Genomic DNA, 24,998 nt, shown 5'->3' with positions numbered 1-24,998 from the left:
CGATTAACCGATGATCCAGGGAAGATTGCTGAACAGCGTCCGCACGTAGTCGAGCAGCAGATTCAGCATCCACGGCCCGGCGACGACAATCGCGGTAAACACCGCCACGATCTTCGGAATAAACGACAGCGTCATTTCGTTAATCTGGGTGGCGGCCTGCAGGATACTGACGATAAGGCCGGTGATCAGCGCCACCAGCAGCAGCGGCGCGGCGAGGGAGAGCGCCACTCGCATCGCCTCGGTGCCCATCATCATGACCGATTCAGGTGTCATTACGCATCCTCAGCTGTAAAAGCTTTGCGCCAGCGAGCCGATCAGCAGCTGCCAGCCGTCGACCAGCACAAACAGCATCAGCTTGAACGGCAGGGCGATGGTGGCGGGCGGCACCATCATCATCCCCAGCGCCATCAGCACGCTGGCGATCACCAGGTCGATGATCAGAAAGGGAATAAAAATGGTAAAGCCGATCTGGAAGGCGGTTTTCAGCTCGCTGGTGACGTAGGCGGGCAGCAGAATGCGCATCGGCACCGCCTCCGGCCCCTGCAGCGGCCCGCTGTTGGCCAGCCTGGCGAACAGAGCCAGATCGGCTTCGCGGGTCTGGCGCAGCATAAACTCGCGCAGCGGCTGCGCCCCTTTCTCCAGCGCCTCCTGCATCGAAATCTTCTCTTCGCTAAGGGGCTGCCAGGCGTCGACATAAATTTTGTCGATGGTCGGCGACATAATAAAAAAGGTCAGAAACAGCGCCAGCCCCAGCAGCACCTGGTTCGGCGGCGCGGACGGCGTGCCGAGGGCGTTACGCAGCAGGCCAAAAACGATGATGATGCGGGTAAAACTGGTCATCATCAGTAAAACGGCGGGAATAAAGGTTAGCGAGGTGATAAAGACCAGCGTCTGCACCGGCAGGGTCCAGCTCTGGCCGCCGCCGGGCAGCGGCTGACTTATCAGGCCGGGCAGCTGCGCAAGGGCGGCGGGGCTGGCCAGCCAGAGGCAGGCCAGGCTAAGGGAAAGCAAACGGCGCATCAGGATCTCCCGGAACGCTTGAGCAGGTTCTTCATCATGGCCTGAAAATCCGCCGGGGCCTCCGGCGTCTGCTCCTGGTTCTCTGCCGCCGGGGCCGGAGGCAGCGTATGGAGCAGGCTGACCTGGGTGGCGGTAACGCCGAGCACCAGCCGGGCGTCGTCTACCTCGACGATCGTTACCCGCTCGCGCGCCCCCAGCGAGACGCTGGCGGTAACCTTCAGGCCGTGGACGCGGCTCCCTTTGGCGCTAAAGCCCAGCCGCTTAACCGCCCAGGCCGCCGCCAGAATCAACAGAATAATGCCAAGCAGCGCGCCGCTCACCTGCGCCAGCGGGGCACCGGGAACGGCGGTGGGATGTTGTACCGTAGCCTCTGTCTTCATCGTTAGCGGCTCAGGCGGCGCATACGTTCAGAAGGGGTGATGATGTCGGTAATACGCACGCCGTACTTGTCGGCGACCACCACCACCTCTCCCTGGGCTATCAGATAGCCGTTGATCAGGATGTCCAGCGGTTCGCCCGCCAGCCCCTCCAGCGCCACCACGGAGCCTTGCGCCAGGCGCAGCAGCTCCTTGATGGTCATGCGCGTGCGTCCCAGCTCCACGGTCAGCTTGACCGGAATATCCATAATCAGGTCGATATCCTGGAGCGTACCGCTGACGTCGCCGCCGCCCAGCTGCTGGAAGACCGCCTCCGCCGGACTCTTGCTGGCGGTGTTTTGTTGTTCGTTCAGCGCATCAGCCCACAGATCGTCCAATGCGCCAGTGTTCTCATCGGACGGATTATTCATGTCACTCATTTGGGCTGTTCCTCATTCAGCGAATTCAAAATCGGGTTGATCAAATGCTCCACGCGCAGGGCGTACTGACCGTTAACGGTGCCATACTGGCTGGTCAGTACGGGCACGCCGTCCACATGAGCGATAATGCGATCGGGTTTCTCAATGGGCAGCACGTCGCCGGGCTTCAGCTGCAAAATCTGCGACAGCCGCAGCGGCACTTCGGCAAAGTTGGCCACCAGCTCCAGCTCGGAGTGTTGAACCTGGCGCACCAGGTTGTCGCGCCAGTTCTGATCCTCATGGCGGGAGTTTTCCAGCGGCGGATTGACCAGCAGCTCCCGCAGCGGCTCAATCATGCTGAACGGCAGACAGATATTAAATTCACCGGTCAGGTTGCCAATCTCCACGTGAAACGGCGTGTTGATCACGATGTCGTTCGGCGAGGTGGTAATGTTGGTGAACTTCACCTGCATTTCAGAGCGGACGTACTCCACCTCCAGCGGGTTAATGCCCTTCCAGGCGTCGCTGTAGCCCTCCAGCGCCAGCTTCAGCATCCGGTTAATGATGCGCTGCTCGGTGTGGGTGAACTCGCGCCCCTCAACCTTGGTGGGGAAACGCCCGTCGCCGCCGAACAGGTTATCCACGGCGATAAACACCAGGCTTGGCGAAAACACCACCAGCCCGGTGCCGCGCAGCGGCTTCAGGTGGATCAGGTTCAGGTTGGTCGGCACCGGCAGGTTGCGGGCAAACTCGTGATACGGCTGAATGCGGATCGCGCCGACGGTAATATCCGGGCTGCGGCGCAGCAGGTTGAACAGCCCCATGCGGAACTGGCGCGCGAAGCGTTCGTTTATGATTTCCAGCGCCTGCAGGCGTTCGCGCACCACCCGCCGCTGGGTATTGGGATCGTAAGGGCGAATATCGCTGTCGCCGGCAATGCCCGCCGTCGGTTCGTCCTGCGTCTCGCTGTCGCCGTTTAACAGCGCATCGATTTCAGCCTGAGAAAGAATACTGTCGCCCATGTCTCTACCGCAGAATAAAAGCTGTATACAGAACGTCGGTGACGTCCTGCTTCGGTTGACCGGCAACCAGCGGCTCGGCCAGCGCCTCTTTAATGGCACCGATCAGCTGCAGTTTGCCCTCTTCGGTAGCCAGCGCCGTCGCCTCCTGGCGGGAAAAGAGCAGCAGCAGACGGCTGCGCACTTCCGGCAGATAGTCGTTCAGGCGCTCGCGGGTGGCTTCATCTTTGACGCGCAGGGTGATGCCGATGTACAGCACGCGATCGGCGTCGCCCAGGTTAACGGTAAAGGTCTCCAGCGGAAAGAAGACCGGTGCCGGCGGCGGGGGAGGCGGCTCGGCTTTGGCGGACGTCGGATGCTGCTGCATACGCCAGAAGCTGTAGCCTGCGGCGGCGCAGGCCGCAAGGGTAATCACCAGCAGCAGCGGGATCCATATTGAGCGTTTGCTTTTTTTGCTAATCGCGGAGTCAGACATGTGATACGGGCTTCCTGTTTCGATACAGCGTATGCCTGATTATCCCGTGTCCTTCCCACGGCAAAGCGTGGAAAAGACGCGGATAATCATGCTACCTCGGGCGTTAGGCGAAGATATCAACGGCACCGCGGCCCCTGGCGGCGGCCTGCAGCGAGGCCGGGGCGGCCAGCCCGGCGTCGTCATCGGCGGTGGGCAACGGCTGCCCCGGCGCGCGCGGCGTCTGCTGCTGCTGGGATGAGGCGTGCTGCTGCCCGGCAAAGCTTTCGCTGCTGATGCTGCTCTGTCCGAGCTGAATACCGCTCTCCGCCAGCTGAGCGCGCAGTACCGGCAGGGCGGCCTCCAGCGCGGCGCGAACGTGGCTGTGGGCGGAAACCATCTGCAGCTGCGCCTGGTTGTCGTCGAGCTTCAGAGAGATCTGCACCAGGCCGAGATCCTCCGGATGCAGGCGTAGCTCGGCGCTCTGCTGGCCCTGACGGGTAAACAGGGTCACATGCTGGCTGAGAGACTGCTGCCATTCGTGGCTGCCCAGCGGCGCGCTGAGCAGCGGGGCGGCCGCGACGGTCTGCGGCTGCGGGGTCGCCGGCGGAACGGCGGCCGGTGCCGGGCCGGAGGTTAACGGCGACGGAAGATTTTCTGCCTCGCTCCTCACCGGGGCGGCGACGGGCAGCGGCGTAAAGGGGGCGGCGGCGTCGGCGCGCTGGGCCAGTCCGGGCTGGCTGTGTTTCATTTCGCCGTCGGCAAAGGCATCAGCGACGCTCTGCGCCATTGGCCGCACCTCTCCCGCCGGGCGTCCGCCCTGGGCGGCAGGCGCTTCCCCAGGGGGCGGCGCGAGCGGCGGCTGGCCCGGCAGCATGGCGAACAGGGCGCTCAGATCGCTGAGGAGATCCTCCTCCGTCAGCGGATCGCTCTCCTCCCGCAGGCCGCTGCGGGCGGCCGCGCTCAGGGCCTCTTTCTGCGGGGCGGTCAGCGTGGAAATCAGCCCGGAGGCGCTGTTCAGTTCCGGCTCTGTTCCCTCCGGCGCGGCGTCCCGCGTCGCCAGCAGTTCGGCCAGCGTTGCGGCGGAGGCGGTATCGCCCCGGAGATCCGCCGCCGCTTCCGGGAGCGGACGCCCGGCGGCGGCCTGCAGGTCGGCAAGGGTCGGGGCCGCGGCGTCCTGCGCCTCGCCTGCGCCCAGGGCACCGGCCAGCAGCGCCAGAAAGTCCTGCGCGGAGGTCGCCGCTTTGCCGTGCGGCAGGCCGCCGGCGGTATCGACGTCAGTAACGGCCAGTTGGGGCAAAACGATCATTCTGGTTTCCTCATTGCTGCCCGCTGGGCAAATTCATCCATTTTTTTCTGATCCAGGCGGCTTTCAGCCAGATATGCCGCCGCGCTTTGGCGCTCCTGCAGGGTTTCCCAGGCCTGCAGGCGCTGTTTCTTTTCCCGCCAACTGTTGAGCGCCAGGTCAACCTTCTGCGTCCACTGGCCGAGCTGCTGGCGATGCTGATCGATCGCCTTCTCCAGCGTCTGAATAAACTGCTGGTAGTTAAGCCAGCGGTTGCTGGCAATCCCCTGGCTCATGTCGTTGTTCAGGTTGTTTTGATACTCGTTCTGGTAGTCGAGCAGCATTTTCAGCTGCTCTTCCGCCTGCTGGAACCCGCGACGCATTTCGCCTAACAGCAGCGCGGCGTCGTCCACCTCTTTTTCAGCAAGATCTTTCAGCGTTGCCAGCGCGCCATGTTCTGCCATGACCGTTGCCCTCCTGCGTTATGCCATCGTCGGGAAAATTTGCTCCAGCGCCCGGAGCGAGTCTTCCCAGTCTGCTCGTTCAAAAATACCCTGCTGTAAAAATGCCTCCAGCTGCGGCCACAGGGTGATGGCCTTGTCCAGCATCGGATCGCTGCCCTTGGCGTAGGCACCGACGCTGACCAGGTCGCGGTTGCGCTGGAAGCTTGACAGCAGCTGCTTAAAATGACGCACCCGGGCGTAGTGCTGCTCGTCGATCAGCGCCGTCATTGCGCGGCTGATTGACGCTTCTATATCAATGGCCGGATAGTGGCCGGCCTCCGCCAGGCGGCGCGACAGCACCACGTGGCCGTCAAGAATGGCGCGCGCCGAGTCGGCAATGGGGTCCTGCTGGTCGTCGCCCTCGGTCAGCACCGTATAAAAGGCGGTGATTGAGCCGCCGCCGTGGATGCCGTTGCCGGCGCGCTCCACCAGCGCCGGCAGCTTGGCGAAGACCGACGGCGGATAGCCTTTGGTGGCGGGCGGTTCGCCGATGGCCAGCGCAATCTCGCGCTGGGCCATCGCGTAGCGGGTGAGTGAATCCATAATCAGCAGCACGTGCTGGCCGCGATCGCGGAAATCTTCGGCAATGCGGGTGGCGTAGGCGGCCCCCTGCATTCGCAGCAGCGGCGAGACGTCCGCCGGGGCGGCGATCACCACCGAGCGCGCCCGCCCTTCGGCACCGAGAATATTTTCGATAAAGTCTTTTACCTCGCGGCCGCGCTCGCCGATCAGGCCGACGACGATCACGTCGGCGCGGGTATAGCGCGCCATCATGCCGAGCAGCACGCTCTTGCCGACGCCGGAGCCGGCAAACAGCCCCATGCGCTGGCCGCGGCCAACGGTGAGCAGGGCGTTGATTGGCCGCACGCCGGTGTCCAGCACGTGCTCAATCGGCGTGCGCTGTAGGGGGTTAAACGGCTGGGTGATCAGCGCGCCGGTTTCGCCGGTGTCGGGGGAGGGGAGGCCGTCAAGGGGTTTGCCGCTGCCGTCCAGCACGCGGCCGAGCAGGGCGGGGCCGAGAGGCAGCTGTTTACCGCTCTGCAGCCCCTCTCCGGCGATGTTTTTGGCGTAGACGCGCGCGCCGGGCAGAATGCCTTCCACCTCCTCCAGCGGCATCAGGAACAGGCGCTGGCCGTTAAAGCCCACCACCTCGCTCTCCACCTCGTAGGTTTCGTTGCCTTCCAGGCGTTCGATAACGCAGGTGGCACCGAGGGGGAGCTGCAGGCCGGTCGCCTCCAGCACCAGGCCGGTGGCGCGGGTCAGGCGGCCGTAGCGGCGCACCGAGGGCAGCAGCGCCATTTTCGTTTCAAAGTTATCCAGCGCGTTAAGCCAGCGGGTGAGTCGCGTCGTCATCAGATAACTCCGGGGGCGGCCAGCCGGCACAGCTCCTGCCAGCGGGTGGCGACGCTGGCGTCAAGATCGCCCTCGTCGGCGGAGACCTTGCAGCCGCCGTGGTGCAGCGTCGGATCGCCGCGCAGCCGCCAGCCGTGAAGGCTTAAGGTGGCACCGAGCATCTCCTCCACGCGCTGGAGATCGTCCGGGTGCACCCGCAGCTGCGGCTTGCCGCTGAACAGCGGCTCCTGCTGCAGCAGCAGCTGGATCTGCTTAATCAGGGCGGTATTATCCACCGGCGGCGTCTGGCCGATAACCTGGCGCGCGGCCTCCAGCGCCATCTGCATCAGGCGTGAGGCGATAACGCTGTCCAGGGCGTCGAGGGTGTTCTGAAATTCGTTCACCAGCTGCTGCATCCGGGCGTGCAGCGGCGCATGTTCCGCCTGCGCCTGGGTCTGGCCCTGCTCCAGCCCTTTGGCCAGCCCCTCCTGATAGCCCAGCTCGTGCCCCTTCTGGCGGCCTTCGGCAAGGCCGGCGTTATAGCCCTGCTCGTGGGCCTGCACTTTCAGCTGCGCCAGCTCCTGTTCAAGCTGCTCCCCGGCACTTAGCTCCGGTACATCGACAAACTCTATCGGCTCGTCGGGCTGCGTCGTCGGCTCCGTCTCGGTCAGGGGCGGGGCCAGATCGTCCGGGGTCCAGACTTTCCACGGCAGTTCATCAGACATAGGTATCCTCGCCGCCGCCAATGACCATTTCGCCGCTCTCCGCCAGACGGCGAACAATCAGCAGGATCGATTTCTGTTCGTTTTCCACCTGCGACAGGCGTACCGGGCCGCGGTTGGCCAGGTCGTCGCGCAGAATATCGGCGGCGCGCTGGGACATATTGCGCAGGAACTTCTCGCGCAGCGGCGGTTCCGCCCCCTTCAGGGCCACCAGCAGCGATTCGGAATCCACTTCCTGCAGCAGGCGCTGGATGCTGCGATCGTCGACCTCCACCAGGTTCTCGAACAGGAACATCTCGTCGATGATCTTCTGCGCCAGTTCGCCGTCGAATTCGCGTACGGCGGTAATAACCGCCTCTTCCTGCTGGGTCTTCATCAGGTTGATGATTTCCGCCGCGGTTCTTACGCCGCCCATTTTGCTGCGCTTGAGATTCTGACCGTCGAGCAGGCCGTTGAGCACTTCGGTCAGTTCGGCCAGCGCCACCGGCTGTACGCCGCCGAAGGTGGCGATACGCAGCATGACGTCATGGCGCAGGCGTTCGTCGAACAGCGCCAGAATATCGGCGGCCTGGCTGCGCTTAAGGTGTACCAGAATGGTGGCGATAATCTGCGGATGTTCGTCGCGGATAATATCGGCGGCGCTTTGCGGCTCCATAAAGTTGAGCGTCTCGATGCCGCTGGCGGTATCGCGGGTTTCGAGAATATCCTCCAGCAGGCTGGCGGCGCGCTCTTCGCCCAGCGCTTTCACCAGCACCGAGCGCAGGTATTCGTTGGCGTTGACGCTGAGGGCGGCGAACTGCTCGGCCTCTCTCTCAAATTCCGACAGCACCTCGGTCAACTGCTTATTAGAGATCTGGTTGACGCTGGCCATCGCCGCGCTCAGGGTCTGTACTTCGCGCTGGGAGAGGTGCTTGAACACCTCCGCCGCGCGGTCCTCGCCGATGGTCATCAGCAGGATGACGCTTTTATGGGTGCCGGTAAGGGTCTTACTCATGATCGTTATTCATCCACTGGCGAATGACCAGCGCCACCACGCGCGGATCGTTATCTGACATTTCGCGGATTCGCTGGCTGAGCACTTCCGCGCCGAGGCGCTGGTTGGCCCGAAGCTGCTGCTGCTGTTCGTCTTTGCTCAGGCGAACCTCAACGGCCTCCTGGGTCTCCTGGCGGATCTGCGCCTGTTCCTGCGCGGCCTTCACCTCTTCCGCGCGGCGGATCAGCTGCGGACGAACCGCCCTGCGCCACAGGATCCAGGCGACCAGCAGGACCAGCAGCCAGCGGCCGGCGGCGATCAGCTGTTCGATAAAGGCCTGGGTTTTCCAGAACGGCAGCTCGCCGACGGAATCTTCCACCGCGGTAAACGGCGAGTTCACCACGTTCAGGGTATCGCCACGGCTGTCGGAGAAGCCCATCGCCTCGCGGGTCAGATTTTCAATCTGCTTCATCTGTTCGGCGCTCAGCGGCTGCGGCTTACCGTCCGCCAGCGTTTTGTAGTTCACCACCACGGCCACGGAGAGTCGCTGCACGTCGCCCACGTTCATTTTGGTGTGGCGAATGGTGCGGTCCACCTCGTAGTTGCTGGTTTCGTTACGCTGGCTGCTGCGCGGGCCGCTGGCGGTCTGCTGCTGGCGATTCTGGCCGTTTTGTTCGTTTTGTCCGTTCCGGGACGCCTCAGGCGGGGTGGCGATCGGCGCGGCGTTAGGCGGTGCGGGCTGGTTTGACAGCGCGCCCGGCACGCCGCCCGGCTGACCGGCCCCGTTCTGTTCGCTGACGTTGATCTGGCGTGAGCGCAGCGCCGCCTGGGCGGCATCGCCGTTCGGCCGATACTGCTCCTCAGTTTGCTCTTTATTCGCAAAGTCGAGCTGGGCGGTCACCTGGGCGTGCACGTTGCCGTTGCCGACAATCGGCGACAGGATCGATTCGATACGGCGCTGAATGCGCCCCTCCACGTCGCTGGCGTACTTCAGCTGCGCGTCGTTGAGATCGCGGCTGCTGGTGCCGGAGCGGGTCAGCAGATGGCCGGCCTGATCGACCAGGGTGACGTTGCCCGGCGGCAGACCGGCAACGGCGCTGGAGACCAGGTGCGTTACCGCGCTGATCTGCCCTTCATCCAGCGCCCGACCCGGCTCCAGGTTGACCGTTATCGAAGCGGAAGGGGATTTTTGCTCGCGCACGAACAGCGAAGGTTTGGGCATCGCCAGGTGGACGCGCGCCCGCTTTACCGGGCCTAATGTCTCAATGGTGCGCGCCAGCTCGCCCTCCAGCGCACGCTGGTAGTTGACCTGCTCGCTGAACTGGCTGATGCCGAACTTCTCCTGGTCCAGCAGTTCAAAGCCGACCGAACCGCCTTTCGGCAGCCCCTGCTGCGCCAGCTTCAGGCGCAGCTCGTGCACTTTATCCGCCGGAACTTCGATAGCGCCGGTGGCTTCGGTAAAGCGGTACGGCACGTTCATCTGGGTCAGTTGGGTGACGATGGCCCCGCCATCGCGATCGGAAAGGTTGCTGAACAGCGTGCGGTAGTCGGGGGATTTAGCCCACAGCACCATGGCGACCACGATGGCCACGGCGGCGGCACCCGCGACGATCAGCGGGATTCTGGGATTCGCCCGCAGGCGATGAAGCCACTCGAGAGGTTTCATTGGGGTTGCCGTTGATGCAGTCGCATTCATTTCGCACCTCGTGACCGATCGCAGACGGCGTTATTTGCAAAGTGGAACAAGACTTACTCCCGGGTCAGCAAACTCGAAAAATTAACGGTTTCATTATTTGTGCTTTCAAATTTTTCTATGGGATAAATAACCTGGTTTTTTATCGTTATTTAACGCCTTTATTTTATTAACGTGCTGTTAGGCTCTGTCGGGTAAGTCAATATCCAGGGGAAAGAAATGGCAGCGATACAGGGGATTGAAGGGGTTATCAGCCAGCTTCAGGCGACGGCGACATCGGCAAAGGGGCTGGAAGCGCAGCCAAAGCCGACCATCAGCTTTGCCGGGCAGCTTAACGCCGCGCTGGGCCGTATCAGCGATACCCAGACCTTTGCCCGGGTCCAGGCGGAGAAGTTTACGCTCGGCGAGCCGGGGGTGGCGCTTAATGACGTAATGACCAATCTGCAAAAAGCCTCGGTATCAATGCAGATGGGCATTCAGGTGCGCAATAAGCTGGTTTCTGCGTACCAGGAAGTGATGAATATGCAGGTTTAACCTTTTGAAATTACTATAATTATAATTCTGGAAAAGCCGTTTTTTTGTACAAGGGGCCGGCGCGCGTTGTCTGGCTCCGCTTTTTTACCTTTTCTCCACCTTTTTGTTCCCATATCCTCTTCGTCGCCGTCGTATGCGAATCGGTCGCAGGCCGCTGAATGGAGCCAGAAAAATGAGAGCTGTTTTGTTCACCCTGTTGGCGCTGCTGCTGGTCGGCTGCGGATATCACTTCACCTCCTTTGAAACCATTAAGGAAATGACGTATCACGCCACGGTTACCGGGCCAAACCGGGGGTATATCGACTATCGTTCGCCAGAGTTACTGGCTGCCGACGACCCGCGCGTCAATGCGATCGTGACCTACGCGGGTGCAGGAGGGCCTTTCGATCTGAAGAAGTTTCATATTACAGGCCTTCGTCCGCAGCAGGGAGAGCTGCGGCTGTACGTCCCCGAGATTGCCGGTCTGCGCTTTGTGGAGCTGGATCTTAACGTTAACGGCGGGACGGTCAGGCTCTGTTCCGGTTTGCCGGACGCTGAATCGGCGTGGGAAAGGCGTCTGGAGAAGGAGGTGCCCGTTACCCTGGTGAATAACGGGAAATCCATCACCGTTTCCTCCGCAATGCGCGACGCCGGACCCTGGTCTGTCAGACTGCTCCGGGCCATCCGCAAGTAAACCTCGATGCCGCAGGCGAAACAGCGCTAGCCCTGAGTTTCGCTGCGCAGGCGCTGATTGATAAAGGCGATGGCCTGGCCGGGCGGCATGATGTTATTGATCGCGTGGCTGACGCCCTGGCCAATAATATTCTCTGCCAGACGCAGATTGAAGGGGCGACCCTGATAATCCAGGCTTTCGCGCCTGCCGTATCGTTCGCCGTCGCGCAGCAGATCGAGCCAGGGATAGCGCTGCAGAATGCGCTGGTTAGCGTAGACGGACGGATGCGCACTGTTGCCCCCCAGCAGCACCAGATTTTGTACGATCTCCGGCGAGTAGAGCCAGCGGAAAAACTGCGCCGCCTGGGTTTTTTTCTCGCTGTAGCATGACATCCCCAGCGCGCCGCCGCCGATCTGGGGCTGCGCGCCGGGCACCGGGGCGAAGCCGGGGGCCGGAAAGCGGCCGCGCTGGCTGAGGGGGTTAAAGAGATTGCTGTAGACAATCAGCATCGCCAGCTGGCCGTCACGAAAGCTTTCCACCGAGGCGCTCCACCACTCTTTTTTCAGATGGCTGGCGATGTCCAGCTGCGCCAGATAGCCCTCCAGGGCGGCGACGCCCCTTTCCGGCTCCAGCGACGGCGGCCGATCGGGATGCAGCAGGCGTCCGCCTTCCGCGTAGTAGCGCAGCAGATACTCGGTGGCGATAAGCCCGGCGTTGCCGAGCGTAATGGAGGAGCCGGAAGGGCGTCGTGGATTGCCCGGCTCGTGCAGTTCGCCAAAGAAGCGGGCGATACGATCGAATTCGCTGAAGCGCTGGGGCACGCGCAGCGCTTCGCCGTGCTTTTCATAGTACATGCGGCTGAGGGTGGGGTCGCTGAACAGATCGCGACGATAAAACAGCAGCTGGGTGCTGGCGTCAAAGGGCAGCGCCCACAGCGTTTCATCATTTACCCGGCAGAACTGCTCCACAAGCGCAGGGGGAAAGGGAGCCGCCAGCGCCGGGAGATCGTCGGCAATATCCGCCAGCGGCCTGAGCCGCTGGCGGGCGAACCACGGCAGGCAGGCGACGTCGATGCGCAGCAGATCGTACCAGGCAAGCTGCTCTGGCGAGGAGAGGATGGTAAACACTTCATCCCAGGGGTGAACCGCCAGGTTGACCCGAATGCCGGTCTGGCGCGCAAAGTGGGGAAGCAGCTTTTTCAGCGCCTGGGTCGACGGCGAGGGGAGGATCAGCAGGTTCAGCGTCTCCTCCGGGGCCTGGGTCCGGGGGGGAAGCGGCGGCAGCGCAAAGCCCCGGTTGGCCAGCAGCGTCTCCGGGGGGAGCGCCTTATCTTCTTCAAGATCGCTGACGATCCTCTGGCCCAGATAGCCGTAGTCCAGCTGGTAATAGTGGGTGACGGCGTCGGCGGGCGGCTCGCTGTCGCTGAGCGAGTACAGCGCTCCCGGCCTGCCGCTGTGCCCCAGCGCCAGCGCCCGCGTCAGGCTGCGCAGCTTTTCGTTATCCTGGGTGATAAAGGCATCGGGCGGGGCGGCGCTGAAAAAGTCGAAGGCCGCGAGATCGGCCTCCTCGTCGGGGGAGTCAATAATCGTCAGGCGCGCGTCGGGGGGCAGCGCGGCGCGAATACCGGCCACGAAGCGCCCGGCGCAGGCGTAGTGCAGCGGATCGCACAGCACCCCAACGTGCTGATGTTTGCCGGCGGCGATGCGCCGGGCAATTTCTTCACCGGCGGCAAAAAAGTCGTGGCTGAAGCTGACTTCGGCATTGCGCGGGCGACGCCAGACAAAGGCGATCTGCCGCGGCGGCAGGCGCAGGGCGCGATACCAGTCGTCGGCCTCTTCCAGGCAGGAGGCAACGATGACGGCTTTCGGCGCGCGGGTCGCCAGAGCGGCGAGGATCTCGCGCTCCCTGGCCGGGCGGTCGCCGGTGAGGTAGAGGTTCAGGGCCGTGCCGGGGGGCAGCGCGCGGGCGATCCCGCTGTACAGACGGTGGCAGGGGGTGGCGTCAATGTCCGGCAGCACCAGCGCGATGTCGTTACTTTTGCTGGCCCGCAGCGACTGCGCCTGGGCGTTAAGCTGATAGCCCATTGCGCTGGCGGCGCGGCGCACGGCCTCGATTTTTTCTACGCTGACGTTTCCCCGCCCGTTCAGAACGTTCGATACCGTGCCGTGCGAAACGCCGGCCATCCGGGCTATATCCTTGATTGTTGCCATCTTTTTACCACCGCTCACTTTTTCAGACGATAGTAGCATTCGCGCGAAAAGCTGACCACGGCTTTGTTTTTTGAACGTTCCAATATTCTTGACGCGGAGATATCTTCGCCTTTCCCGCTTTACTATCCTGATATAAAAAAGCAATAGATTATAATCAATTGAATTTTAAATATATTTAAAATTTAATTTTGAAAGCGCTCACCTTTTGATGTCGTCGGTATTGCACAAGATAGCGAGTGATAGATGATTGGTACGATCCAAAATTAGTGCGCCGGGGCGAACCCGGACGGCTTCTCTTCTTTTCACAGGAATGAATTACAATGAAAATCCACTTTCTTGGCTCGGGGGCGTCTGAAGGCATACCCAACCCGTTTTGCCGCTGCGACCTCTGCCGGCGAGTCCGGCAGATAAAGGGGAAGGATGTTCGTACCCATTCGTCGGTGATTATTGACGACGTGCTGTTAATTGATATTGCACCCACCTTCAGCCATCAGATACTGCGCGACGGCGTCGACGCCTGCGCGATTACCGATCTGCTTTTTACCCATACTCATCCCGACCATTTTAACGTTGCCGAATTAACCAACCGCATGGAGGGCTTTGGCCACGGCCAGCAGCATCCGCTGAATATTTACGGCAACGACATGGCCATTAGCGGCTGCGTGGAGACCTTTAACGGCTACCGCGGCTCCCGCTTTCAGCTCCACTGCCTGGCTCCCTTTGTCACCGTCGACTGCGGGGCGTTTCAGGTGACGCCGCTGTTGGCCAACCACGCCAAATGGGAGCTGTGCTATGTCTGGTATATCGAAAAAGGGGGCGAGGCGCTGTTTTACGGACATGATTCCGGCTGGTATCCGGAGCAGACCTGGCGCTGGCTGGAAAACAGGGTCATTGATACCGCCGTGCTGGAGTGTACCTACGGGGCAAAGGAGGAGAGCCGGAGCGATAATCATATGACGTTTGCCACCGTGCTCTCCGCCATGGAGAAGCTGCGCGCCCAGGGCTGCCTGCACGCCCGCAGCAACATTATCCTTTCCCATATCTCGCACACCAGCGCTCTGCTCCATAAGGAGATGGTGGCGCGCTGGCAGCCCCACGGCGTTACCGTTGCCTGGGACGGACTTATCATTGACTAAAGAGGGAAGAATAATGGAATTAATAAAAACCCCCCGGCTTTTAATTATGATGTTTGTTCAGTATTTCATGCAGGGGGCGTGGAATATGACCATGGGCCTGGTGCTCAGCTCATACGGCATGGCGAATATTATCGGCACCGCCTACGGGCTGCTGGGGGTGGCGACCCTTATTTCGCCGCTGTTTATCGGCATGGTGGCGGACCGCTTTTTCGCCTCCCAAAAAATAATGGGCATACTGCATTTAATAAATGCCGCTATAATTTTCAGTACCCCGCAGTTTATTGAGGCGCAGGATCAAACCATGACCCTGGTCATGATATTCCTCGTGGGGATCCTTTTTTATCCCACCACCGCGCTGTCTAACAGCATCAGCTTTCATCATATTAACGGGGTGAAATATTTCCCGGTAATCAGGGTATTTGGCACCTTCGGCTTTATGGCGATCGGCTTTATTATCGGCCAGCTGGGCTACTCCGGCGATACCATGACGTGGTATATCGCCGCCGCCGCCGGCGTGGCGCTGGGGCTGTACTGCTTCACCCTGCCGAATACGCCGCCGAAGGCGAAGGGCAGCGCCTTTGCCCTGCGGGATCTCCTGTGCCTGGACGCGCTGGCGCTGTTCAGGGATCGCAACTTCAGCCTGCTGATGCTCAGTATTCTGGTATTGATGATCCCGAAAACCGCCTATTCCGCCTATATTCCGGTGTTCCTTAAAGCGCTGGGCTTTGATAACGCGGCGACGATGATGCAGATCGGCATTGCCAGCGAAGTGATCTTTATGTTCCTGCTCTCGGCGATCCTCCTGCGGCTTGGCTTTAAGGTGACGCTGCTGATCGGTGCCGTTTGCTGGGTGATCCGCAGCCTGCTGTTTTCCGGCGCCGCCGTTGACAGCGGCGTGTACTGGGTGCTTTTCGGCCTGCTGCTGCAGGGCTTCTGCTGGGATTTCTTCTTTACCGTGGCCGATATCTACGTCGACCGCAAGGCCGGAGAAAAAATCAAGGCCCAGGCGCAGAGCCTGCGCTTTATCGTCTCGAACGGCGTGGGGCTACTGTTCGCCTCCACGGTCTGCGGGCAGCTCTTTAACCAGACCGTCACGACGCCGGGGCCGGAGGGGCTGACCCAGTGGCAGATGTTCTGGATATGGCCGGCGATAGTGGCGGCGGTGGTGTCGCTGCTGTTTTGGCTGCTCTTTCGCGACGATCTTTCCGGCAAAAAATCGCCGGCGGCGCAGCCTGCCGCAGAGCGGCCGTAGCGGGAAGGCCGGAATATGGAATCTCTGATGCAGGCGCTGCCTGGGGAGGCCGTCGGCCACCTCTCGGTGATATTACGCATGGCGATGGCGCTGCTGCTGGGTGGCGCAATGGGGCTGGAGCGGGAGTCCAGGGGCAAGCCGGTGGGCTTTAAAACCTGCGTAACCCTCGCCGTGGCAAGCTGTATGCTGACCATCGTCTCCATCGAGTCCGCCGAGTATTTTGCCGGTATTTCGCCCAATATCCGCAGCGATCCAATGCGCCTCGCGGCGCAGATTATCAGCGGCGTAGGCTTTCTGGGGGCAGGGGTTATTCTGCATCGCCATGATGACGCCATCTCCGGGCTGACCACCGCGGCAATCGTCTGGGCCTCCGCCGGGCTGGGCATCGCCTGCGGCGCGGGCTTCTGGTTTCACTCGCTGCTGACCACCGCGCTGCTGATGCTGGCGATCAAGGTCAGTCCAGGGCTGTTCCGCTCCCGCCCGCGACGCCAGCCGGGTAAAGTCACCGTCAGCCTGGTGCTGGAGGAGGGGGGCGACCTGGCCGACGTGCTGGACCAGCTGCTGGGCGGGAATAAGATGATTGAGGCGCTGCGTATCCGCGATATGAAAAAGGATCGCCTGGAGGTCTGGTTCCGCCTGACCCTGAATCAGCAGATTGCGGTCAACGAGCTGTATGACTGGCTGCATGGGATCCGTTCGGTGAAGTCGGTGCAGATGGCGTATTAGGCTGTGCCCGCTGTGGGCGGCGGGGTGGCCATATTAAGGAGCAAGACATGACGCAGTATGAGGTGATTACCCGCGCCGTCCGGCGGCGGCTGGCCGGCGGCGCGGGCTGGGAGCGGCAGAAAAATAAGGTGGGGATCGTGGATATCAGTCTGAACGTCGGCCAGGGCGATATTCCCGTCGGCGCTGACTTCCGCGCTTTTCCCGCAGACTTTATCGCCGCCGTGGGGGAACTGTGCGACGGGCTGGGCAGACGGCATCCGCAGCTCCGCATGGAGCCGGGGCGTCGGCTGCACTCAACGCTGCTGACCCTCTGGCACGACCCGGCGGCCCCGCCGCCGGGGCAGGGGGAGGCGCTGTGCAGGGAAACCGCCCGCCTTGTCCGTCCCCATAACGGCTTTGACTTCCGCTTCGATCGTCTGCTGCTGACGGCCAACGGCAGCCTGATTCTGGTTGGCGACTCGGCGCAGGTCGTCAGCTTGCGGGAAAGGGTGTACCGGGAGGTAAAGATCGCCGGGGCGCTGCATAAAAATATTGTCCATATCACCCTGGGACGGCTGGTGGTGGATGCGCCAGGCACGGATATGGCCCGGCTGTTCACCGATATCGGGGAGAACCGGGGCCGGGTGGCGCTTCCGCCCATCGCGGCCTGTGCGGCAAAATTTGTGGTAGGCGGCGATACTTTCGCCACCCGCTACGACGTCGGGCAAACCGACAGGCTGAATGCGCTGCTGGCCGGGTAGACGGAAAGACCGCGCGCTCCGTGCGTCGCCACCGGCGGCACTGAGGGCCGGCGCGGCCTTTCTCACCGGGCGTCACCCCGCGGCAATTGTCGGTCAACGGCTTATTAGTTACAACATACTTAAAGGGCGTTGGAGCGCGGGAGGAAAATCCCGACGGCGGCGGGTTTTGCCGTCGGGCAGGGGCCGCGCCTTCCGCAACCGGGCTTCGGAAGGCGGCGGAGCTACTTCTGGATCAGATAGCGAATGGTCGGGCCGTCCTGCTGAATATCCAGCACCGTATAGCCGTGGTTGCGCGCGTCCAGCGGAATAGTGTTAATCGACTGGGGGCAGTCGCTGACCACTTCGAGGATCTCGCCTTTTTTCAGCTGTGGCATCGCCTCCAGGGTGGCGACCGCCGGGTAGGGGCAGGGTTCGCCCACCATATCCAGACGGTAATCAGGAACGATATTTTTCATAGGGTCTCCTTAACCGTCGCCAGCCCGACGCGGCGAAAAAAGCGTTTTTCCCAGCCGATAATCAGCAGCAGCGCGGCGAACAGCAGCAGATAGGTCACCAGCAGGCCGCCCAGCGGGCCAAAGGTGTCCAGCAGGTTGATCTTATCCCAGCGGGTGGCGAGGGAGGGGGCGAAGTCGTCCCAGAAAAAAGCCAGCACGGTGGAGCCGAGCACGTTGCCCAGCCCGACCCACCAGTAGTGCACCTGGCCTTCCATCGCGCGGTACATCCAGCCGGTTTCGCAACCGCCCGCCAGCACGATACCGAAACCGAACAGCAGACCGCCAATCACCGCGTTCGGGCCGGCCCACATGATCTTCGCCTCTACGCCAAGCTGCACGTAGCTGAAAATACCGATGGCGCTCGCCGCCATCCCGAAGATAATCGCCTTCGCCATCTGGGTACGCCCGGTGATCCACAGATCGCGAAAGGCGGAGGTAAAGCAGATCTGCGCGCGCTCAATAAGCAGCCCGAAGCCGACGCCGAACAGCATCGCCAGCCCCAGCTTCGGCTGGTTCATCGCCGTCAGCAGCCCCCAGCCGAGCATCCCGATAAACACCAGCATTCCCAGCCGGAAGCGGCGACGCGCCCGAGCCGGATTCTGGGTTAACGGCGAGGCGGCGGAGACTTTCTGCATCTTAACCGGAATACGGAACAGCGGCAGCAGGGTAAAGCGCGCGCCGAACCAGGAGCCGATGGCGGTCGCCAGCGCAAAGAACCAGGCGTGGAGAGAAAACTGCGGAATACCGGTAAAGAACGCCGCCAGGTTGCAGCCCATCGCCAGCCGGGCACCGAAGCCGGCGATCGCGCCGCCGACGATCGCCTGCAGAATACGCACCCGGCTGCGCGGCATCCGCAGCTTAACGTTGTTTGCCCACAGCGCGGCGGCCAGGCAGCCACCGAACATGCCGAGGATCATCATGCCGTCGATGCGGGTCAGGGGCGTGCCCTCAAGATGAATCAACTTGTAGTAGCCCCACTCTTCGGCGTGCACGCCGAACAGCTGCAGGATCTGTCCGCCCCAGCGGGTAAATTCACCGGTGACCGCCCAGAAGGTGCCGGTAAGGCCGAAATAGTAGGTAGAGAGAATGCCCGCCGCGATAACCGCGGGGACAGGTGACCAGAACGTAATTAACCAGCTCTGTTTGAACTGTTGCCATGACATGGTTTTTGCCTCTGAACTCAGAAGGGGTGAAACGAAGGAGGGATATTACACCAGTCGGGCCGTTTTACCTGGCGTTATCAGACGGTAATCCCACGCAGATCAAAAAATCAGAAGCGGGGCAAGGCTGGCGACATCAGGGCTTTAGTGACACAATTCCTTTTTCTTTGCAGCAGGATGAATGATGAAAAAGTTAGCGATCGCCGGCGCGCTGCTGGTCCTGGCCGGATGCGCCGAAGTGGATAATTATGATGCGGTGGTCAAAACGCCGGCTCCGGCCGGGCTGGTGGGCTACTGGCAGACCCAGGGGCCGCAGCGCAAGCTGGTCAGCCCGGAGGCGATAGCCAGCCTGGTGGTGACCCGCGAGGGCGATACCCTCGACTGCCGCCAGTGGCAGCGCGTGATCGCGCTGCCGGGCAAGCTCACCACCATGTCCGGCGACCTGACCAACGTGACGGTCAGGCGCGAGCTGTATGGGGTTGAGCGCGAGGGGAACACCCTGGAGTATGACGGCATGACCCTGCGGCGGGTGGCGCAGCCCACCGTGGCGTGCGCCGCCGTGCTGGAAAAAGCGCCGCTGCCGTCGCCGCTGCCGTAACGGCGCAGGCTCCGGCAGAAGGACGCCGCCGGGGCTATCGTTACAGGGCCTCCTCCATCACCCAGACGCTGACGCTGCCGCCGTTGCACAGAAAGGTGGCCGTGCCGTCTGCATCGGTGACAATCCGCTCCTCGCGGTTTCCCAGAAAGTCGCGCCAGCCCTTACCGCCGTAGCCCTCGCCAAGGGTCAGCTTTTTTTCGCCCGCGTCGCCGTTGGAGAGCACCACCACGCAGCCCGGCTCCTGTGCGGTGCCGCTGCGGCTGAAGGCGATGCAGTTCGGATGATCGAAATAGAGGGTCTGCACGCCGTGGGCAAAGCGCTGGCGGGCGAGGATCAGCGCGTCGAGTCGTTCGATAACCGGCATTTCAATACGGCAGGTTTCCCCGTCGCTATCCACATCTTCATACTGCGCGCCGAACAGATCCGGATAAAACACCGACGGCACGCCGTTCTCCCGCAGCAGGATCAGCGCATAGGCCAGCGGCTTAAACCACGTCTCAACGGGGGCTTCGAGCGCCTGCAGCGGCTGGGTGTCATGGTTGGCGACAAGGGTCACCGCGTGAAGCGGATCGGCCTCCACCAGGGTATCGGTAAAAATCTGCCGCAGATCGTAGCGGCTCCCCAGTCGGGAGGCCTCGTGAAATTTCATCTGCAGCGGGGCGTCGAAAAGCAGAGTTTTGCCGTCCACCTGGTCGATATAGGTCTGCAGCTTGTCCACCTCGTGGGACCAGTACTCCGCCACGATAAACAGCGGCTCAGGTGCCACCGCCTGTACGTGTTCGATCCACGCTTTGTAGAACCATGCCGGGATGTGCTTCACGGCGTCCAGGCGAAAACCGTCGCAGCGGGTCTGTTCCATTACCCAGCGGGCCCAGTATTTGATCTCCTCGGTGACCGCGCGGTTGCGGAAATCAATATTTTCCCCCATCAGGTAGTCAAAGTTGCCCAGCTCATCGTCGACCTGATCGTTCCAGCCGTCGCCGGTATAGTCATTTACGATGCGAAAGATGCCCGTTTCGTCCGGATTCTCGATACGATCGACGCCGCTGAAGCACTTAAAATCCCAGATAAACTGTGAATACCGGCCCGCGCGGGCGGGAAAGGTGTAGCGGGTCCAGCCTTCGCATTCGACGATCTGCTCCGCAACCTGCGTGCGGTCGTCCGGGTTAACCCGCTGTACGCGGATGCTCTCTTTTTCGTCTGCGCCCATCTTATGGTTGACCACCACGTCGAGCAGAACGGCGATCTTATTTCTGTGCAGCGCCTCAATGGCCGCCAGCAGCTGCTGCTTGTCGCCATATTTGGTGGCTACCGAGCCTTTTTGATCGAACTCGCCGAGGTCGAAAAGATCGTAGCTGTCGTAGCCCACCGACTCGCCGCCGGAGGCACCTTTACAGGCCGGGGGCAGCCAGACCATATTAATGCCGATATGGTTAAGGTCGTCGGCACGTTCGGCCAGTTCAGGCCACAGCCTGCCGCCGTCGGGGTAATACCAGTGGAAGCACTGCAACAGCGTGGGGTTTTTCATCTTCTTCCTTGCTCCAGAAGTCGTGTTATTCGACCTCTGGAGTATGGAAGATTTTTCGACTGATGCGGAAATTTGTCAGGGGGTGCCTGGCGCGTCCGGCACCAGCAGCATTCCGGAGTGGTTGCTATAGGCGGAGGTCAGCGTCTTCTGCTGATTGCCGCTCTGAATAAGCGCCTTCAGCTCGTTCATGCGGATCGTGAGCAGCCGCTTCACCTCATTTTCGTTATCAATAATGACCCGGAGCAGTTCCTTTATTTGATTCTGTGTTGAGGGGTCGCCCGGCTGGAATGATTTCTGCGCCAGCGCCTCAACCAGACGAATATATTCCATTTCTCCCTCAACCAGTTCATCCCATCTTTTTTCAGTAACCAGCCTGAGCATATGTTGGCTTGCCGCGCGAAGTCGTAGCCATTGCTGCAAGGATGATGATGAGGCACTCATTATTTTTTATCCTGTGCTTTTGAAGGGGAGGGATCAATTTCTTTCCATGCTTCCGCAAGGTTATTCAGCAGGGCATGAACTTCAGCTATGGCCGCGGCATCGTTATGTAAGTTTGCCCGTAATAGCTGACGAACCATGTAATCATAAAGATTATCAAGGTTGTCGCATAACTCCTGATTGACGCTACGGTCAAGCCCGGACTGTAAGCCGTTCGAAATAATATTGATCGCTTTTGTTAGCGCTTTCCCCTTGCCGGGAATATCCCCCTGTTCGAGTAATATCTGCGCTTTTTTCAGCGCGCTGAGCGCGCCGTCAAAAAGCATATTCACCAGTTGATAAGGGGAGGCGCTCATTACGGCGCTCTCCACCTCTATTTGCGCATATGCGTTAATGCCTGCACGGCTATACATGCAAAATCCTTACGACGAAGACATAGCGGTAAATTGTTGGCTCAAGTAGTTGCCGGTATTATTCAGCTTATTCACCAGCGTATCGAGTTGTGTAAATTGCTTCTTATAGCGCTCGATGGTGTTATTGATGCTGATCGTGGTGTCATCGATGCGGGTTTTCAGCTTCTTTAGCGACTTATTGATACCGTCCGTGGCGCTCTGAACCGTGCCGTCGCTCGCTAAGAATTCCTTCAGCAGCGCGCTGGTCTGCACGGCAAAGCCTTTCTCTTTTCCGTCGCCGACCAGAAATTCGGTGACGCTGCCCGGCTTCTCGTTCAGGGCCTTATCAAGCTTTGTGCTGTCCACGGTCAGCTTGCCGTTGACGTCCTGAGTGATCCCCAGCGAGGAGAGGGTGGCGTAATCCGTCGGCTGGGCGCTAATGACCATCGAGCGCAGGCGCGTCTGAATGGTACGCAGGGTGCCGTCGCCCATCAGATCGCCGTTGCTGGCGTCCTGGCTATCGCTCCCCTGATCGACCGCGGTGTACTTGGTCTGCGACGCGATGGTGGTCTGTAAAGAGTTGTAGGCGTCAACAAACTTCTGAATCGCCTCTTTCATCGCCGTATTATCGCGGGTAAGGGTCAGGGTCTCCGGCTTGTCCGCTTCGGTCTCTTTCAGCAGCGTCAGGGTCAGCCCTTCGGGCGCGTCCTTAATGGTGTTGCTGCTGCGCTTGATGGTGATGTCGTTAATTTTGACTTCCGCATCGGAGGCCTGCACCGTCTGCGTCAGCCCGTTGCCCGAGGCGGCGTTGGGATCGTAGGCGAGATTTTGCTTCAGCGTATCGTCGCCGGTCACCGTTACGGTCATGGTGTTCGCCTCGCCGGTCTCTCTGGAGGTCAGCGATAAATAGTAGGAGTCGTCATCCGCTTTAACAATGGAGGCGGTAACGCTGCCGTTTTGTTTGTTGATGGCATCGCGAATGCCGGTTAACGAGGTCTCATCGTCGGTCAGCGTGATGACCATCGGATCGTCCTGGCCCGGCTGGGTGATGGTAATGGTGCGCGAGTCAGAGGCCGTTGTGCCGCCAATCTGTTCTTTATTGCTGGAAAATTCTTTTGACGTCAGCGTCTGGGACTGCGCCATTTTTATGACTTCGATTGAATAATTGCCCGCCGGGACGCCGCCCTCGGTGGTGGCAGTAAAGGCGGTATTTTTACTGGTTACTGAGGTGGTGGCGATCTTATCGGCCTTCATCAGCGCGTCGCTTGCGGTTTGCACTTTTTGCAGCGCGCTCTTTACCACGCCCCATGCTGTCAGCTGCGCCTTATAAGAGGACTGCTGTGAAGTGAGCGGCGTCAACCTTTGTTGTTCATTGGACTTCAGGCTGTCCAGAAGCGCACCAAGATCCAGATTTGAGCCGACTCCAAGAGCACTAATACTTGCCATTTCATTTTCCTTTTGAATAAGAACCCGTGGAACTTGTATCGGCAATTAATGTGAAAAGTTTAGCAAAAAGATATGGCGGCCAATTGCGGAATAAGAAGGTTTTTTCGCCGGGTATTCCGCGGCTCGGTGCCGCTCTGATCGCGCGGTATTCAGGTTTATTTATCTTTTCCGGCTACGGGGGACCGGCGCGCTGCCGGAATGAGGCCGACAAATAAAAAAAACTAAAGGTTCATTTATGGGAGTCGATAACCTGGATAGCGGCGCAGGAGCCGTAGGCCAGTGGCCTGAAATTAAAACTTTATTAAGGAAACTTAACTATGGCAGTAATCAACACTAACAGCCTGTCGCTGATGACCCAGAACAACCTGAATAAATCTCAGTCTGCTCTGGGCACCGCGATTGAGCGTTTGTCTTCCGGTCTGCGTATTAACAGCGCGAAGGATGACGCCGCCGGCCAGGCGATCGCCAACCGTTTTACCTCCAACATCAACGGCCTGTCCGTCGCCGCCCGTAACGCCAACGACGGGATATCCCTGTCCCAGACCGCGGAAGGCGCGCTGAGCGAAATCAACAACAACCTGCAGCGCGTTCGCGACCTGACGGTGCAGGCGCAGAACAGCTCCAACTCCGCCTCCGATATCGACTCCATCCAGGCGGAAGTCAACCAGCGTATGGAGGAGATCAACCGCGTCACCAAGCAGACCGACTTCAACGGTATTAAAATTCTTGATAACCGTGAAGGCACGGCCCAGAGCTATGACTTCCAGGTGGGCGCGAAAGACGGCGAGCAGATCAATATTGAAATCGGCTCCAGCGCGGGCTGGAACCTGGCCGCGGCCGGTGACAACGGCACCTCCGGCACGGCAATTAATACCAACCAGGCGGCACTGGATGACGCTAAAGGTAAGTATGACACCGCGAGCAAAAAGGCCTACACAGATCAGATAACTGCAGGTAAGGCCGCTTATGCAACCTATACTTCCGCCGCCGCCGGCGCAGCTAAAGATGCGGCGTTAGTGGCCTATAAAGAAGCGGCAGGTATCGATGCCTCCGCAACGCTCTCTTCTACCGATCATACTGCGTTAGCGGCTTATTACGGCGCAGCCACGCCGACAGAGGCACAAACTACCGCTGTTCTGAATGCTGTACAAAGCAAAATGTCCGGAACCGTTGACACTGCTAAGGCTGCGGGTACTAAGGCTGCGGAAGCCGTCCCTGGCGCGGTGGTTAACGGCAATATGCGTACCGTGGCGGCCAAGGGCTTTGACGTGCTGAACGGCACCGTTAACAACAAAGGCGAAACCGACGGCAGCCCGCTGGCGGACATCGACGCCGCGCTGAAGGCCGTTGACACCCAGCGCAGTATCCTGGGTGCCTCCCAGAACCGTTTTGAATCAACCATCACCAACCTGAACAACACGGTTAACAACCTGACCGACGCCCGCAGCCGAATCCAAGATTCTGACTACGCGACGGAAGTGTCCAATATGTCCCGCGCGCAGATCCTGCAGCAGGCCGGTACGTCGGTGCTGGCGCAGGCCAACCAGGTGCCGCAGACCATGCTCTCCCTGCTGCGTTAATCCCCCGGTCAGTACCCTCGATCTCATTAAAGGCAGCCTGGCTGCCTTTTATTTGTTCTTCACCACCGGCCTGACGCGCCTCCGCATCCCACCCTTTTCACGCGCAGGGCGCACACCTGCCTGATTCGACCTCTTACCGATCGTGGTGCTTTTACCGCCCTGGCGTTTGCTCCGGCAGAGGGGTAAGTGCCTCAGATAAAAAAGGCTAAAGGTTCGTTTTTGGCTGTCGATAATCTGGATAGCGGCGCAGGAGCCGTGGGCCAGTGGCCTGAAATTAAACACGTTATTAAGGAAACTCAACTATGGCAGTAATCAACACTAACAGCCTGTCGCTGATGA

The 24,998-nt window shown here is 60.6% G+C and carries 27 protein-coding genes; 8 read left to right on the top strand and 19 right to left on the bottom strand.

Features of this window, described 5'->3' with window-relative positions:
• Positions 1–3: 3 nt before the first annotated feature.
• The 12 genes from fliQ to fliF all read right to left on the bottom strand — a co-directional run bounded on the left by fliQ (position 4) and on the right by fliF (position 9,776).
• Complete coding sequence (gene fliQ / locus GJV78_RS17515; RefSeq protein ID WP_155109558.1) at positions 4–273, bottom strand: flagellar biosynthesis protein FliQ; 270 nt, start codon at positions 271–273, stop codon at positions 4–6.
• 9 nt (positions 274–282) lie between these two features.
• On the bottom strand, positions 283–1,020 hold the full coding sequence (fliP, locus tag GJV78_RS17510; RefSeq protein ID WP_155109557.1) for a flagellar type III secretion system pore protein FliP: 738 nt from the start codon (positions 1,018–1,020) through the stop codon (positions 283–285).
• Positions 1,020–1,400 carry a flagellar biosynthetic protein FliO gene (fliO, locus tag GJV78_RS17505; RefSeq protein WP_155109556.1) on the bottom strand — a complete coding sequence of 127 codons (381 nt, stop codon included), beginning with the start codon at positions 1,398–1,400 and terminating at the stop codon, positions 1,020–1,022. Before fliO ends, fliP begins: the two co-directional genes overlap by 1 nt.
• A 2-nt stretch (positions 1,401–1,402) precedes the next feature.
• Positions 1,403–1,816 (bottom strand): flagellar motor switch protein FliN, encoded by a 414-nt coding sequence (gene fliN, locus GJV78_RS17500; RefSeq protein ID WP_155109555.1) that lies wholly within the window; start codon positions 1,814–1,816, stop codon positions 1,403–1,405.
• Positions 1,813–2,817 carry a flagellar motor switch protein FliM gene (gene fliM / locus GJV78_RS17495; RefSeq protein ID WP_155109554.1) on the bottom strand — a complete coding sequence of 335 codons (1,005 nt, stop codon included), beginning with the start codon at positions 2,815–2,817 and terminating at the stop codon, positions 1,813–1,815. The genes fliN and fliM overlap by 4 nt, the downstream gene beginning before the upstream one ends.
• Positions 2,818–2,821: 4 nt before the next feature.
• Positions 2,822–3,289, bottom strand: coding sequence for a flagellar basal body-associated protein FliL (gene fliL / locus GJV78_RS17490; protein WP_155109553.1), 468 nt, complete (start codon positions 3,287–3,289; stop codon positions 2,822–2,824).
• A gap of 103 nt (positions 3,290–3,392) precedes the next feature.
• Positions 3,393–4,574 (bottom strand): flagellar hook length control protein FliK, encoded by a 1,182-nt coding sequence (gene fliK / locus GJV78_RS17485; protein ID WP_155109552.1) that lies wholly within the window; start codon positions 4,572–4,574, stop codon positions 3,393–3,395.
• Positions 4,571–5,014 (bottom strand): flagellar export protein FliJ, encoded by a 444-nt coding sequence (fliJ, locus tag GJV78_RS17480; RefSeq protein ID WP_155109551.1) that lies wholly within the window; start codon positions 5,012–5,014, stop codon positions 4,571–4,573. The genes fliK and fliJ overlap by 4 nt, the downstream gene beginning before the upstream one ends.
• Positions 5,015–5,032: 18 nt before the next feature.
• Positions 5,033–6,406: a flagellar protein export ATPase FliI gene (fliI, locus tag GJV78_RS17475; RefSeq protein ID WP_155109550.1), complete on the bottom strand. Its 1,374-nt coding sequence runs from the start codon at positions 6,404–6,406 to the stop codon at positions 5,033–5,035.
• A complete protein-coding gene (gene fliH, locus GJV78_RS17470) occupies positions 6,406–7,110 on the bottom strand; it encodes a flagellar assembly protein FliH (RefSeq protein ID WP_155109549.1) in 705 nt (234 codons plus the stop codon). Before fliH ends, fliI begins: the two co-directional genes overlap by 1 nt.
• Entirely contained in the window at positions 7,103–8,101 is a 999-nt protein-coding gene (gene fliG / locus GJV78_RS17465) for a flagellar motor switch protein FliG (RefSeq protein WP_155109548.1), read from the bottom strand. Before fliG ends, fliH begins: the two co-directional genes overlap by 8 nt.
• Entirely contained in the window at positions 8,094–9,776 is a 1,683-nt protein-coding gene (gene fliF, locus GJV78_RS17460) for a flagellar basal-body MS-ring/collar protein FliF (protein ID WP_155109547.1), read from the bottom strand. The genes fliG and fliF overlap by 8 nt, the downstream gene beginning before the upstream one ends.
• 216 nt (positions 9,777–9,992) lie before the next feature.
• Between fliF and fliE the strand changes: the two genes are divergently transcribed.
• Positions 9,993–10,307 (top strand): flagellar hook-basal body complex protein FliE, encoded by a 315-nt coding sequence (gene fliE / locus GJV78_RS17455; protein WP_155109546.1) that lies wholly within the window; start codon positions 9,993–9,995, stop codon positions 10,305–10,307.
• 172 nt (positions 10,308–10,479) lie between these two features.
• Positions 10,480–10,980, top strand: coding sequence for a hypothetical protein (locus tag GJV78_RS17450; RefSeq protein ID WP_155109545.1), 501 nt, complete (start codon positions 10,480–10,482; stop codon positions 10,978–10,980).
• A 26-nt stretch (positions 10,981–11,006) separates the two neighbouring features.
• On the opposite strand, the gene GJV78_RS17445 is transcribed toward GJV78_RS17450, so the two are convergent.
• Entirely contained in the window at positions 11,007–13,169 is a 2,163-nt protein-coding gene (locus GJV78_RS17445; protein WP_155109544.1) for an extracellular solute-binding protein, read from the bottom strand.
• Positions 13,170–13,489: 320 nt separating this feature from the next.
• Here GJV78_RS17445 and GJV78_RS17440 point away from each other — a divergent pair, with 320 nt between their 5' ends.
• From GJV78_RS17440 to GJV78_RS17425, 4 genes are read left to right on the top strand one after another with little or no spacing between them, the layout of a single operon-like run.
• Positions 13,490–14,305 carry an MBL fold metallo-hydrolase gene (locus GJV78_RS17440; RefSeq protein ID WP_155109543.1) on the top strand — a complete coding sequence of 272 codons (816 nt, stop codon included), beginning with the start codon at positions 13,490–13,492 and terminating at the stop codon, positions 14,303–14,305.
• Positions 14,306–14,318: 13 nt separating this feature from the next.
• Positions 14,319–15,557 carry an MFS transporter gene (locus GJV78_RS17435; RefSeq protein WP_155109542.1) on the top strand — a complete coding sequence of 413 codons (1,239 nt, stop codon included), beginning with the start codon at positions 14,319–14,321 and terminating at the stop codon, positions 15,555–15,557.
• Between the two features lie 15 nt (positions 15,558–15,572).
• Entirely contained in the window at positions 15,573–16,283 is a 711-nt protein-coding gene (locus GJV78_RS17430) for an MgtC/SapB family protein (RefSeq protein ID WP_155109541.1), read from the top strand.
• A 47-nt stretch (positions 16,284–16,330) separates the two neighbouring features.
• Positions 16,331–17,023 carry a 2'-5' RNA ligase family protein gene (locus GJV78_RS17425; RefSeq protein ID WP_155109540.1) on the top strand — a complete coding sequence of 231 codons (693 nt, stop codon included), beginning with the start codon at positions 16,331–16,333 and terminating at the stop codon, positions 17,021–17,023.
• Positions 17,024–17,244: 221 nt separating this feature from the next.
• Here GJV78_RS17425 and yedF read toward each other — a convergent pair whose 3' ends face one another.
• Together yedF and yedE are read right to left on the bottom strand one after the other, a co-directional pair.
• Positions 17,245–17,478 (bottom strand): sulfurtransferase-like selenium metabolism protein YedF, encoded by a 234-nt coding sequence (gene yedF, locus GJV78_RS17420; RefSeq protein ID WP_155109539.1) that lies wholly within the window; start codon positions 17,476–17,478, stop codon positions 17,245–17,247.
• Positions 17,475–18,680: a selenium metabolism membrane protein YedE/FdhT gene (gene yedE, locus GJV78_RS17415; RefSeq protein WP_155109538.1), complete on the bottom strand. Its 1,206-nt coding sequence runs from the start codon at positions 18,678–18,680 to the stop codon at positions 17,475–17,477. Before yedE ends, yedF begins: the two co-directional genes overlap by 4 nt.
• 181 nt (positions 18,681–18,861) lie before the next feature.
• Between yedE and yedD the strand changes: the two genes are divergently transcribed.
• Entirely contained in the window at positions 18,862–19,275 is a 414-nt protein-coding gene (gene yedD, locus GJV78_RS17410; protein ID WP_155109587.1) for a lipoprotein YedD, read from the top strand.
• Positions 19,276–19,315: 40 nt separating this feature from the next.
• Here the strand turns inward: yedD and amyA are convergent, their stop codons facing one another.
• The 4 genes from amyA to fliD all read right to left on the bottom strand — a co-directional run bounded on the left by amyA (position 19,316) and on the right by fliD (position 23,079).
• A complete protein-coding gene (amyA, locus tag GJV78_RS17405) occupies positions 19,316–20,803 on the bottom strand; it encodes an alpha-amylase (RefSeq protein ID WP_155109537.1) in 1,488 nt (495 codons plus the stop codon).
• A gap of 75 nt (positions 20,804–20,878) precedes the next feature.
• Positions 20,879–21,244 carry a flagellar protein FliT gene (fliT, locus tag GJV78_RS17400; protein WP_155109536.1) on the bottom strand — a complete coding sequence of 122 codons (366 nt, stop codon included), beginning with the start codon at positions 21,242–21,244 and terminating at the stop codon, positions 20,879–20,881.
• Positions 21,244–21,654 (bottom strand): flagellar export chaperone FliS, encoded by a 411-nt coding sequence (gene fliS / locus GJV78_RS17395; RefSeq protein ID WP_155109535.1) that lies wholly within the window; start codon positions 21,652–21,654, stop codon positions 21,244–21,246. The genes fliT and fliS overlap by 1 nt, the downstream gene beginning before the upstream one ends.
• A 9-nt stretch (positions 21,655–21,663) precedes the next feature.
• Positions 21,664–23,079, bottom strand: coding sequence for a flagellar filament capping protein FliD (gene fliD / locus GJV78_RS17390; RefSeq protein WP_155109534.1), 1,416 nt, complete (start codon positions 23,077–23,079; stop codon positions 21,664–21,666).
• Positions 23,080–23,396: 317 nt separating this feature from the next.
• Here fliD and GJV78_RS17385 point away from each other — a divergent pair, with 317 nt between their 5' ends.
• On the top strand, positions 23,397–24,659 hold the full coding sequence (locus GJV78_RS17385) for a FliC/FljB family flagellin (RefSeq protein ID WP_155109533.1): 1,263 nt from the start codon (positions 23,397–23,399) through the stop codon (positions 24,657–24,659).
• Positions 24,660–24,998 lie beyond the last annotated feature (339 nt).

Source organism: Intestinirhabdus alba (genome assembly GCF_009711095.1).
GTDB lineage: Bacteria > Pseudomonadota > Gammaproteobacteria > Enterobacterales > Enterobacteriaceae > Intestinirhabdus > Intestinirhabdus alba.
This window is presented reverse-complemented; position numbering and strand designations above follow the sequence as displayed.